Below are 12734 nucleotides of genomic sequence, written 5' to 3'. Positions count from 1 at the left end.
CCTCTTATTGCTAGCATATTATTTATAACGCATCAAATAACTTAAAATCTTAAATTTACTGAAACAATAAAATTATGAATCTATATACACAGCCCATGTTGCGCGAAGATGCCCTGAAAGATAAAGTAGCCATCGTTACAGGAGGGGGAAGCGGCCTCGGGAAGGCCATGACCCGATATTTCCTTCAATTAGGCGCAAAAGTAGTTATCACTTCCAGGAATCTGGAGAAATTACAGGGAACAGCCAAAGAGCTGGAAGAGGAAACCGGAGGTAAAGTGCTTTGCGTGGCCTGCGATGTACGAAACTGGGATGAGGTAGAAGCTATGAAAGAAGCCACTTTAAAAGAATTCGGAAGAATAGATATCTTATTAAATAATGCAGCGGGGAATTTCATTTCTCCAACGGAAAGATTAACGCATTCCGCTTTTGATTCTATTCTGGATATCGTATTGAAGGGAACTAAAAACTGCACCCTTTCCATCGGAAAACACTGGATCGACTCTAAAACTCCGGGTACGGTTTTGAATATCGTTACCACTTATGCATGGACGGGGTCTGCCTACGTTGTTCCATCTGCTTGTGCAAAAGCGGGTGTGCTGGCTATGACAAGATCTCTGGCAGTAGAATGGGCTAAATATGGAATCCGTTTCAATGCCATTGCACCGGGACCGTTCCCTACCAAAGGGGCTTGGGACAGGTTACTTCCGGGAGATCTGCAGGAGAAGTTCGATATGAGAAAAAAAGTTCCGCTGAGAAGAGTAGGAGAGCATCAGGAGCTGGCCAATCTTGCGGCATACCTCGTTTCCGATTATTCCGCGTATATGAATGGTGAAGTTGTGACCATTGATGGTGGAGAATGGCTGCAGGGCGCCGGAGAATTCAATATGCTGGAAGATATTCCGCAGGAGATGTGGGATGCTTTGGAAGCAATGATCAAAGCGAAGAAATCGAATTAATCTGAGATAAAACTTTCTAAATGGTGGCTGAGGAAATCGAAGCCGCCATTTTTTTGTTATTAAACCAGTTACTCTCCTTGAACCACCCCGTCAAAAATTCTCTGAATTTTCGCCACCCCTCCAAGGGAGGGGAATTTTTCCTACTCTTTTCTTACGGTGAAATTTCGGGTTGCTATTACGAGGGAAATGGTGGTCTCTGTTCAATGGTGGCCGAGGTTCTCGAAGCCACCAGTTCCTTCCAGTGTACGCAACCCTTCGAGAGCCTCAGGGTCCGCCAGCCGACAACCTTTTGTCGTTCTGTAGAAACTCCCATACCCAGATACTCTAAAACTCTCCGACAATCAAACTCCCAATCTCCGACTCCATGGTGGCTGAGCGGAGTCGAAGCCACAAAAAAACTCCGGTCGGGAATACTATTACCCAAACCGGAGTCAAAAAACCAATAATAATCCCCTTTCTTCAAAACATCAGAATAACCTCCCGCCTGTGGCACCATCCCACCCATACCTGTGGGACTAACCGGTCCGAGGCTGTGGGACCTACCCACACGTACCTGTGGGATCGACCGATCTGGAAAGGCTGTACAATGATGGCTATTCTACCGTCAGCAATTTATCCAGAGAAGCCGTTCTGGTTTGCTTCAGAAGGCTACCTTCCGTGTATTGGGTCAGTACTTCCAGGGTATAGCTTCCGGCAGGTAGTATAGGAATGACCACAATAAGCTCCGAAGGATTGTTGACGACAATATCGAACGCTTCTACCTGGATTCTGGATTGGGTAGCGGTATTGACGAAATACACGCCCCGAGTGGGATCATCGCCCATGATTTTGATCTTACTGCCCACGATTTTCAGGTTTTTACCGGGAGTAAGCAGGTCGTTGACCGAACCACTCTTCACATCCGTCACCTGTAGGATGACAGAAGAAGCTTCTGCCAGGCCAAGGATGTCGACTTCAATATTGGGGATCTCTGCTCGTAGCTTTTCTCCTTGGTTGAACTGGAAAATAATACTGTGTTTATCCTTATTAAACTTCTCCGAAGGGCTGTCGAACACCCCGCGGATGGTAGTGTTTGCCGTAAAGTAACCGGTATTGATGGAATACCCATCGCACAATTGATACGCCATTTCCTGAAGGAACAGCTCTGTGGCATGCTCCATCGAAGCGGCGGAGATATCGGCACCCCCGCGGCTTACCGCCGACTGGCAAATTCTTTTGACATTGAGGCTTCGCTCGCTGATGGTTCTTGCCGTGAAATCATTGGGATTGTCTTTCGTTAAAACGTTATCGTATAAATAGGCTTTTATTTTATGTAGTATATTGGACATTCTTAATTGTTTTTTGATTGTTGAGGTATTGAATTGTTGTTATTAAACCCTCACAGGTTTTCAAAACCTGTGAGGATTAGGTTTGTTGATATTTATTTCTAATTAGACGAAACTTGAACTATTCTTATATAACCTTTTGGACCTATACATTTTCCTGAAGGACAATTCGTCGTATTAGCTATTGTAGATAAATTGTTAGATCCCATTGTAATATAAGCTTCATATAAAGTTTTATCATTAACATCAGTACTCGTCCAAGAATATCTTCTGTATTCTACTCTACCACCATCACCAATACCTCTATCGCCAAATGCAACCGAACCATAATCACTACTATCAGTTGTTATTCTGTTCATTGTAGAAGAACCTTCATTAAAGGTTCCACACCATTCATTAGCTACAGGAAATGGAGTTGCATTATTGTGAAGCTCCCAAACTCCATTGCTTGAAGCGTCCGCATTGGCATAAAAAGTTGAGCTAGTCCAGGTAATAGTAGGAGTTCCTAAATTACTCCTTATTTGGACGTTCGCTTTTCCATAGCTTTGTCCTGATGCGACAAATATTCTAATTGAAAATTTACCATCCGGAGTTGTTGCAGTTATTCCATATCCTACTTTACCATTATCATTCGACAAGGTTAAAGCTCCCATTACAGCACTACTCGTTTCAGTAGCTATATTACTACTATCTCCTATTGATGCACTACAAGTTTTTCCTCCAATATTAATAGCAAAAGTTGCTAAAGAGGGACTAGAGCCTGAAGGTATGCCAGATACTATATACTGTAATATACCTGAACCATTTTCAAAATTGCCAGCAGTAAGTGTGGCAGTAAGCCCTGTAACTCCAGTGGATGAAATGGTTTGTGCAGCATAAGCTCCACCATTTCCTCCTGTATAAGGCACGGATAATACCCCATTGTACATTATACCAGCAGTATATGTATTAGGTGTAATGGATACCGAATTACAATTAATATCCCCTATTGTACCAGATAAAGAACTAGAGTTATTAAAGGTTCTCCATTCTAAACCGTTCCAGAAAACGTAACCTTCATAACTTAATCCCGAACTCCCTATATTGTAAACCAATAATCCAGTCGCCGGAGAAGGTATCGTCGTTTGATCAGTAGATCCTGTTAGCGCCACCCGTGGAATAAGCATTCCCTTATTGGTAGAAGCCACTTCTAAGGCTGCGCTGGCATCCGGACTGCTTGTTCCTATTCCCACTTGTCCATTATCTTTGGCGACAAAATCCGCACCTGCGGCTCTGGCTGTACCATCTGCTTTTGTTCCTAATTTTATTAAGCCATTGGTAGTATCATTAATCCACGCATCATTGGTGGTGTCACCCGCTGCTGCACCGTTCATTTTCTGCCATACACTGCCGTCAAAATAATAATATCCAGGGGTAGTAATATTAGCAGTTGCTCCACTGGGAGCCGAATCAGCGACGGTTGCATAAATGATGAGTCCCTTCTGGTTTGATCCGTACACCGGTGTAGGTGTAGCGGTAGTGGCTGCTCGAATCTGGTCGCCGGTTAATTGTGGGATAATCAATCCTTCAGGTTTGGTTCCGCTGGTTTTAGCGGTGATGTCGAGGGTGGCTTTTGGAGAGGTATTGTTGATCCCCACCTGCGCAAATACTGTCATACTGAAGAGCAGAACAGCTGTTGTAATTAATTGTTTCATTGTTTTGTATTTATGGGTTTGTTTATGTTTTTGGTGACTTAGTCAGCGTTTATTTGAACACTAAGTGCACGAAGATTTTTTTATATATGATGTGTTTTTAAGTTTAACAAAGGCGTTTGACTTATAAGAGTTCGCAGAGTTTTTAGAGTTGGAGGGTCGGAGAGTTTTAGAGTTTGAGCGTGGGAGAGTCTTGGTGGCTGAGCGGAGCCGAAGCCACTATTTCCCTTCTCAAATTCTCCCATATTTCACTCCACCCTAAAACCCTCCCACTCTCAAACCCTCCGACTCAATAATAGCTTCGACAGGCTCATCACTTCGAGTAGATTTTGAAAAAATCGTATCGAGAAGTTTGTGAGTTTGAAGATAAATTCATTCTCGATACATTTTTTCTTCACCTTGTTACGAAAAAACACTCGAATTGACGAAACACGAATGGCACTAATGGTTGAACACTAATTTCACAAATGTTATGTGGAATTCTTTGCTGAGATCCCTACGGGATGACAAACAGAGTGGATAATCTCCTTTGCTAAAGCATTTGTTTTTATTGGCTTTCAACCATTAGTGTCATTTGTGATAAAAGATTCGTGTTATCCATGTTTAAAATTGGGCGGAGGGCGCCCGAAATGATTGATGGTGATATGTTTTAGCTGGAAAGGATAAGAAATGATATGAACATGTTTTTCCTCATCCCTTCTTGTGCTTATAAATAGAATAAAAGATAATGGTATTATTTTATGCTGAAGCTTTATCGGAGAAGGATTTCCGATAATAGCTGTAAGTGAAGAATTGAAAAGGAGTCCAAGACTATGTTTGCCTATTGGACCATTTTTATAGCAAGTATTTTCTGTTGGAGTATTTGTGAACTTCTTATGGGAAACTTTGGAACAAGATGTTTTGATCAAAACCCCGGACCACTTCTTAAAAGATGCTTTTCTCAGGTTTTGACTGGAAATATATATTGGAGATTCTACATACAAATACGAGTCTTCGGACACAAAGACTACAGAATCGGAGTGTAAAAAGGTTTGAGCGCTCAACAATGATGATACTAAGACCACAAAAAAGCACAGCAATACCACGCAAAAGCGTTTGAGGGAGAGGGCTTTAGAGGGAAATATCATTTGTAGTCTCATTTTTGGTAAAAAGTAGTCTAGATTAGACTACTTTTTCACATAACAAACTGACCAATATAAAACGTAGTAAAAAGCAGGTGAAAAACGGGTGCAAAATTCCGGTTGTTTTGCTCCAAAAATTTGTAATGAACAGATTTATGATGCAAAAAAGCAAGAAATTAGAAAACAATATCTTGTGTTTGGAAGTAAAAAGAATTTGTTTACATTTGTAGATGAAAAAAGTAGTCTAATCTAGACTACTTTTTTTGTGATGTTCTACCGTCCCTCAGGAAAGCGCATCAATAAAGAGTTTCAGAGAAAAGGAAGCTGTTGGGTATTGCAGACTAAATAATTGAGTGCAATGTCTTTGGTTTTCGGCTAAGATACCTTCTAAAAGCTAAACACGGTGAGTTACCTGATGTCACAATTCAGAAGCTGCGGAGGGTAAAATAGTCATTGCTAACACACCTCAAAAATGTATTATTTTTTTGTTACCTTGGTGAAACAAAAATTAATTATGAACAGCAAGTTTCAAACTCTCGTTTCTGCTCTTGCCGTGATGTTTTTTTCACATTCAGCACTTGCGCAGGAAGCCCCAAAATATGATTACGTAGAAGCTTTCAAGCCATTCTTTTACACCCAGACAGGTACCGAAACAAGATCGGCCAGCGGCCAGCCCGGGCATGCCTACTGGCAAAACTCTGCAGATTATCATCTTAATGTAAGTCTTAACGAGGCTAAAAACGAGATTGCCGGCACGGCAGAAATTACCTATACCAACAACAGCCCCGACAGATTGGGCTTCCTGTGGCTGCAGCTTGACCAGAATTTATTTGAAAAAGATTCAAGGGGGAATGCATTAATTCCTATGTCCGGAAGTAGGAATGGCTCTCATGGTGAAGAGTTTGAAGGCGGATATCATATAAAATCGGTAAAGCTTGACGGTAAAGCCGTGAAATATACCATTACCGATACCAGAATGCAGATCGACCTTCCTTCGGAACTGAAAGCCCGGGGAGGTGTTGCCAAAATAACCATAGAATATTCTTTCCTTTCCCCTAAATACGGATCCGACAGAATGGGAATTGAGGATACCAAAAACGGGAAGGTTTTTACCGTGGCGCAATGGTATCCGAGAATGTGCGTTTACGATGATGTGCTGGGATGGAATACGTTGCCCTATCTGGGAGCTTCGGAGTTTTATCTTGAATATGGGGATATTACAGCCAATATTACAGTGCCGGCCAGTCATTACGTCGTGGCATCCGGAGAACTGCTGAATGCTAAAGAAGTCTACACCAAAGAAGAAAACAGCCGATGGGAACAGGCAAAGAGCAGCGATAAAACCGTTATGATCCGCCCCGAATCCGAGGTTGGTAAAAACCAGCAAACCGGAACGAAAACCTGGAAATTTAAAATCAGACAGGCAAGAGATTTTGCCTGGGCATCTTCCCCTGCTTTTATGCTGGATGCCGCCAGAATCAATCTTCCGGACGGTAAGAAATCACTCGCTATTTCTGCCTATCCCGTAGAAAGTGCCGGAGAAAAAGCCTGGGGAAGATCTACAGAGTACACTAAAGCTGCCATTGAACATTATTCTGTAAAATGGTATCCCTATACCTATCCTGCCGCCACCAACGTAGCCGGAAATGAAGGCGGTATGGAGTATCCCGGAATCGTATTCTGCCATATGAATTCTAAAGGCTCAGAACTTTGGGGGGTAACCGATCATGAATTCGGACACAACTGGTTCCCAATGATCGTGGGCTCCAACGAAAGATTGTTTGCCTGGATGGATGAAGGCTTTAATACATTCATCAACGAACTGTCTACAGAGGCTTTCAATAAGGGGGAATACTACTACAGGAAAAATATTGCCCAGATGGGTGGCTTCCTGATGAACGATCGCTTTGAGCCGATCATGGTAGGAGCCGATAATATGAAGGAAAGCAGCATCGGTGTTCTGGCTTACTTTAAACCGGGACTTGGGTTGCAGGTGTTAAGGGAATCTGTTCTCGGACCCGAAAAGTTTGATAAAGCTTTCAGAACATATATAGACCGTTGGGCTTTTAAGCATCCTACACCATGGGATTTTTTCCACACGATGGAAAATGTTTCAGGGGAAGAGCTGAACTGGTTCTGGAGAGGATGGTTTATGAATAAATGGAAAATCGATCAGGCGGTAAAAAATGTGAAGTATGTAAACGGAGACTTTAAAAACGGAGCACAAATCACCGTTGAGAATATCGGGCAACTGCCGATGCCGACTACCGTCCAGGTAAAGTTTAAAGACGGAACGGAGCAAACGGTGAAGCTGCCGATCGAAGTCTGGAAAAGAAACACCGAATGGACATTCAGGGTTGATTCGACAAAAGAAATAGATCAGGTAAAGCTTGATCCGGCCTCACAGCTCCCTGATATCAACAGTACAAATAATACCTGGAATTCAGCAGACGCTAAGCCGTAAAGAGAAATTAAAAAATTACTTCATCATCAAACTCCGGAAATACCGGAGTTTTTTATTTTAAATTAAGTTCAAACTGAGTGTTGTGTTCATGATAAGCCTTACTTTTGTGTGAACTAATTAAAATATATATGAATATGAATTTCAGACTTTCAATCGTATGCCTTATGATGTTTGCCCTAGGGTTCTCGCAGGATCTTAAAGTAATGAGTTTCAATATCCGTCTGAATGTAGATTCGGATAAAGAGAATTCCTGGACGAACAGAAAACAGGATGTTGCAGATCTTCTTATGTATTACCACCCGGATTATTTTGGCGTTCAGGAGGCATTGCCGGAGCAGATGAAGGACATTAAAAACGGATTGAAAAACTATGATTATGTAGGAGTAGGAAGAGACGACGGTAAAGAAAAAGGTGAGTTTTCTGCTATTTTTTATGATACCGGAAGGCTTCAGGTGCTGAAATCCGGGACGTTCTGGCTTTCCGAAACGCCCGAAAAACCTTCTAAAGGATGGGATGCCGCGCTGAACAGAATCTGTACCTATGCGGTTTTTAAGGATAAAAAATCCAACAAGGAATTTATAGCCATGAATCTTCATTTTGATCATATCGGAAACGTAGCCAGGGTAAAATCTTCAGAATTGATCTTAAAAAAGGTCAAAGAACTGAATCCTAAAAATTTACCGGTAACGGTGAGCGGCGATTTTAATTTAACGGAAGATTCCGAACCTATTAAAATCATGTCGCAGAATATGCAGGACAGCTTCTATCATTCTGAAACCAAACATTACGGTCCAAAAGGCACTTTCACAGGTTTCAATGTGAATGAGGTTCCTAAAGAAAGGATTGATTATATTTTCGTAAAAGGATTTAAGATTAAATCTCACAGGCATATCAATGACAGAAGGGAAAACCTGCTGTACCCGTCAGATCATTTCCCGGTTCTTGTGGATCTGCAGTTTTAGAAAAGATACCAATTTAAAGGTAAGCTAAAATAAAATGGAGCTTTTTGTCGTAATGATAAAAGGCTCCATTACTTTTTATGCTTTCCCAAAAGACCAAACAGGATTTTATCTCTGATCTCATCCGTAATTTCCGTGGTAGATTCTGTGTTTCTCTTGAACCAGAAATAAGAATTGTTCAGCGTGTGAAGGATAAAACGTGTGGTAAACGATGGTGAACGAAGCTCCCACTGCTCAGCTTTATAGATATCCGAAATCAGCTGCTCTACTTCCTGCTGGTAGCTCTTCCTCAGCTCTACAAACTCGGGAAGTCGCTCTTCCAGATGTTTCCATTCGTTGGAATAAATATGCGTGACATCGCGGTTCTGAAGAACTACGGATAAATGTTTTTCAATAAACAGGTTTAGTTTTTCTCTAGGAGCGATATCCGTATTTTTTACTGCCTGAAGCTCGTCGAAAAATTCCCGGGCAATACCGAAACAGATCCATTCCAGGATCTCCTCTTTAGAACGGATGTGTGCGTATAGTGAAGCGGCTTTGATGTTCAGTCTTGTGGCCAGATCCCGCACAGAGCTTCCCATATAGCCTTTTTCCTTGAAAAGTTCTACGGCAACATCCAGTATTTTCTTTTGTTTTTCTTTAAGTTCCATCAGGTAAAACGCAAAAGTAATTATTTTGATTGTAATATTCTGATTTTTGGATTCTGATTTTGGGATTAGGGACTCTTAACGCCGATTGAGTTGATTCAGAATAAACTCAAATAAAATTCATTTAAAACATTAAGCTAAAAGCGAAGTTCATCTTAAAATTCATAGTATTAACGCAAAGTTTGATCATCATTCCGTATATTTTTAAGGAAGCGAAGTAAGACGGCAAAGCCGCTGATTAAGCGTGGATAATGTGTAAGCTTGATCAAATCAGCTTGCTGATCCTTTCTTTGCTTCCTCTCATTATGCATAAATTATATAAATCTTTGCGTTAAATAAAACTGAGTGATGCCTTAGAGCCTGTCTAAATTCTAAATATATTTTCAACATTAAGAATTAAGGTATAATTTCTTAATTAACTTAATTTAAATCAATCAATTGATTTCTTAATTTTTCCCACTTAATAAACTGAATTCCTTAATGTTAAGAATAAACTTTGTTTATTTGGATAAAGCACATTAATTATAAGTCCATAAAATTATTAGATAAAATTTAAACTGGCTCTTAATTTTAGATGATTATTGCTTTCGTACTTGTTTCCGACTATGACTCTTCTTCCGATAAATTTTATTCAATACCCTCATAATCGGAAAATTTGTCTTTGTAAGTGTTGTTAATAATGAATATTTCGGAAAATTTGTCTGTATTTTTTGAAAATTCAATAATTGAATACTTTTTGTGATATAGTTCTCGAATTAAATGATTGATAAGACATTAAGATTAGACTTAGCAACTTTGGTCTTAATGTTTTTTAATAACAAAAATCATCATTTTAAAACTGAGAATTGTATAAATTTTGATGATAATCTATTAACTATAAACCAACAATAATCAAATAAATAATATGAATTTAAACCAATATACCGTAAAATCGCAGGAAGCCATCCAGGCCGCACAACAGGTAGCTATGGAATTTGGCAACCAAAGTATTGAGCCGCAACATCTTCTTGAAGGTATTTTTCAGGTGGATGAAAATATTTCGCCTTTCTTACTGAAAAAGTCTGAAGCAGACGCTACTTTGGTAAGAGAGCGCAACCGGGAGAATTTAGAAAAACTTCCAAAAGTGCAGGGAGGAAGCATTTATCTTTCGCAATCGGCCAATAAAGTTTTGCTTGATGCGCCAAACATTGCCAAAAAAATGGGCGACGAATATGTAACAATCGAGCATTTGTGGCTTTCATTGTTAGAAACCAATTCAGAAGTTTCGAAAATGCTGAAAGATATGGGCGTTACGAAAAACCTTCTGGAAGGTGGAATTAAAGAATTAAGAAAAGGAAGCAAGGCGACTTCTGCAAGCTCGGAAGAAACGTATCAGTCCTTAAATAAATATGCTAAAAACTTTAATGAGCTGGCTGCGGAAGGGAAACTTGATCCTGTAATCGGCCGTGATGAAGAGATCAGAAGGGTTTTGCAAATTCTTTCGAGAAGAACAAAAAATAATCCGATCCTGATTGGTGAGCCGGGTGTTGGTAAAACAGCCATCGCCGAAGGAATCGCGCACAGAATTATCAGCGGAGATATTCCTGAAAATCTGATGGATAAAACTTTGTATTCATTGGATATGGGAGCATTGATCGCCGGTGCAAAATACAAAGGAGAATTTGAAGAGAGGTTAAAATCTGTCGTAAATGAGGTTATTAAATCGGACGGTCAAATCATCCTTTTTATTGATGAAATCCACACTTTGGTGGGAGCCGGAGGCGGTGAAGGTGCGATGGATGCTGCCAATATCTTAAAACCAGCCCTGGCAAGAGGTGAGTTAAGAGCGATCGGTGCAACCACTTTAAATGAATATCAGAAATATTTTGAAAAAGATAAGGCATTAGAAAGACGTTTCCAGAAAGTGATGGTGGAAGAACCGGATACGGAATCCGCAATCTCCATTCTTCGTGGAATTAAAGATAAATATGAAGCCCACCATAAAGTAAGAATCAAAGATGAGGCGATTATCGCAGCGGTGGAAATGTCTCAGCGATATATCTCCGACAGATTTTTACCGGATAAAGCGATTGATTTGATTGATGAGGCTTCGGCTAAACTGAGAATGGAGATCAATTCAAAACCTGAGGAACTGGATGTTTTAGACAGAAAATTAATGCAGCTGGAGATTGAATTGGCGGCCATTTCAAGAGAAGGAAACCAGACTAAAATCGACCATTTAAAAGAAGATATTGCGAAAATTTCTGAACAGAGAAACGAGATCAATGCCAAATGGCTGAAAGAAAAACAAAAATCGGAAGATTTAACGAATATAAAGAAGGAAATAGAATCTCTGAAATTAGAGGCCGAAAGAGCTTCAAGAGCCGGAGATTATGCTAAAGTAGCTGAAATCCAGTACGGAAAACTTCGTGAAAAAGAGGAAGAACTTTCCAAGCTTGAAATTGAAATGCAGAATCATCAGAATGAGCTGATTAAAGAGGAAGTTACTTCTGAAAATATTTCTGAGGTAATTGCTAAGTGGACGGGAATTCCTGTTACAAAATTGTTGCAGTCGGAAAGAGAAAAATTATTAAATCTTGAAACCGAACTTCATCATCGAGTAGTCGGACAGGATGAAGCTATTACAGCGGTGGCTGATGCGATCAGAAGAAACAGAGCAGGATTGAGTGATGATAAAAAACCAATTGGAAGTTTCTTATTCTTAGGAACAACCGGAGTCGGGAAAACCGAGCTGGCCAAGGCGCTGGCAGAGTTTTTATTCGATGATGAAAACAATATGACAAGAATTGATATGAGTGAGTATCAGGAACGTCACAGTGTTTCAAGATTGGTAGGTGCGCCTCCCGGATATGTGGGTTATGATGAAGGCGGACAACTGACGGAAGCGGTGAGGAGAAGACCGTATTCTGTAGTGCTTTTAGATGAGATTGAAAAAGCGCATCCTGATGTTTTCAATACATTGTTGCAGGTCTTGGACGACGGTCGTTTGACGGATAACAAAGGTAGAGTCGTGAATTTTAAAAACTCGATCATCATTATGACTTCCAATTTGGGGTCTCATATCATTCAGGAGAATTTTGAGAATATTACGGAAGAAAACCAGGATGAAATTGTTGAGAAAACGAAAATTCAGGTTTTCGATTTGTTGAAACAGACTTTGCGTCCGGAATTCTTAAACAGAATTGATGAAACAGTGTTGTTCCAGCCTTTAAGAAAAAAAGAAATTGGAAAAATCGTTCAGTATCAGTTGAGAAGTTTCAATGATATGCTGGCAAAACGAAACATCATTATGACTGCAACACAAGATGCTTTGGATTATCTGACCAACAAAGGTTACGACCCGGTTTTCGGAGCAAGACCTTTGAAAAGAGTGATTCAGCAGGAGGTTCTGAACAGACTTTCCAGAGAGATCCTTGCAGGCAAGGTAAATGATGGCGACCGTATCACCCTGGATTATTTTGAAGAGACAGGATTGGTATTCAGGCCAACAGATTTATAAGTAGTTTTTTCATATATATTATTTTTGTAAGTAAGTGCTGTAGATGATTTCTGCGGCACTTATTTTTTTGTT

8 protein-coding genes are annotated in these 12734 nt (G+C 40.3%); 4 read left to right on the top strand and 4 right to left on the bottom strand.

The window, feature by feature from the left end:
- Positions 1–74: 74 nt before the first annotated feature.
- Positions 75–956: an SDR family oxidoreductase gene (locus ACWNCI_RS12260; RefSeq protein ID WP_346984037.1), complete on the top strand. Its 882-nt coding sequence runs from the start codon at positions 75–77 to the stop codon at positions 954–956.
- Positions 957–1549: 593 nt separating this feature from the next.
- On the opposite strand, the gene ACWNCI_RS12255 is transcribed toward ACWNCI_RS12260, so the two are convergent.
- From ACWNCI_RS12255 to ACWNCI_RS12245, 3 genes are all read right to left on the bottom strand, one after another.
- On the bottom strand, positions 1550–2284 hold the full coding sequence (locus ACWNCI_RS12255) for a DNA-binding domain-containing protein (RefSeq protein ID WP_449388519.1): 735 nt from the start codon (positions 2282–2284) through the stop codon (positions 1550–1552).
- Positions 2285–2382: 98 nt separating this feature from the next.
- Complete coding sequence (locus tag ACWNCI_RS12250; protein WP_449388518.1) at positions 2383–3975, bottom strand: hypothetical protein; 1593 nt, start codon at positions 3973–3975, stop codon at positions 2383–2385.
- A 590-nt stretch (positions 3976–4565) separates the two neighbouring features.
- Entirely contained in the window at positions 4566–5015 is a 450-nt protein-coding gene (locus ACWNCI_RS12245) for a hypothetical protein (protein ID WP_449388517.1), read from the bottom strand.
- A gap of 592 nt (positions 5016–5607) precedes the next feature.
- On the opposite strand from ACWNCI_RS12245, the gene ACWNCI_RS12240 reads away from it, so the two are divergent.
- Both ACWNCI_RS12240 and ACWNCI_RS12235 read left to right on the top strand, forming a co-directional pair.
- Entirely contained in the window at positions 5608–7557 is a 1950-nt protein-coding gene (locus tag ACWNCI_RS12240) for a M1 family metallopeptidase (RefSeq protein WP_449388516.1), read from the top strand.
- Positions 7558–7691: 134 nt separating this feature from the next.
- Positions 7692–8519 carry an endonuclease/exonuclease/phosphatase family protein gene (locus ACWNCI_RS12235; protein WP_449388515.1) on the top strand — a complete coding sequence of 276 codons (828 nt, stop codon included), beginning with the start codon at positions 7692–7694 and terminating at the stop codon, positions 8517–8519.
- A gap of 68 nt (positions 8520–8587) precedes the next feature.
- Here ACWNCI_RS12235 and ACWNCI_RS12230 read toward each other — a convergent pair whose 3' ends face one another.
- Positions 8588–9166 carry a TetR/AcrR family transcriptional regulator gene (locus tag ACWNCI_RS12230; RefSeq protein ID WP_449388514.1) on the bottom strand — a complete coding sequence of 193 codons (579 nt, stop codon included), beginning with the start codon at positions 9164–9166 and terminating at the stop codon, positions 8588–8590.
- 901 nt (positions 9167–10067) lie between these two features.
- On the opposite strand from ACWNCI_RS12230, the gene clpB reads away from it, so the two are divergent.
- Complete coding sequence (clpB, locus tag ACWNCI_RS12225) at positions 10068–12662, top strand: ATP-dependent chaperone ClpB (RefSeq protein ID WP_449388513.1); 2595 nt, start codon at positions 10068–10070, stop codon at positions 12660–12662.
- The last annotated feature ends 72 nt before the right edge of the window (positions 12663–12734 follow it).

This window comes from Chryseobacterium lineare (assembly GCF_977014045.1).
This window is presented reverse-complemented; position numbering and strand designations above follow the sequence as displayed.

What these genes read in the sequence shown, in the direction of transcription:
- ACWNCI_RS12260 (WP_346984037.1), top strand. Translation starts at nt 75, where the DNA reads ATGAATCTATATACACAGCCCATGTTGCGCGAAGATGCCCTGAAAGAT.
- ACWNCI_RS12255 (WP_449388519.1), bottom strand. Translation starts at nt 2,284, where the DNA reads ATGTCCAATATACTACATAAAATAAAAGCCTATTTATACGATAACGTT.
- ACWNCI_RS12250 (WP_449388518.1), bottom strand. Translation starts at nt 3,975, where the DNA reads ATGAAACAATTAATTACAACAGCTGTTCTGCTCTTCAGTATGACAGTA.
- ACWNCI_RS12240 (WP_449388516.1), top strand. Translation starts at nt 5,608, where the DNA reads ATGAACAGCAAGTTTCAAACTCTCGTTTCTGCTCTTGCCGTGATGTTT.
- ACWNCI_RS12235 (WP_449388515.1), top strand. Translation starts at nt 7,692, where the DNA reads ATGAATTTCAGACTTTCAATCGTATGCCTTATGATGTTTGCCCTAGGG.
- ACWNCI_RS12230 (WP_449388514.1), bottom strand. Translation starts at nt 9,166, where the DNA reads ATGGAACTTAAAGAAAAACAAAAGAAAATACTGGATGTTGCCGTAGAA.
- clpB (WP_449388513.1), top strand. Translation starts at nt 10,068, where the DNA reads ATGAATTTAAACCAATATACCGTAAAATCGCAGGAAGCCATCCAGGCC.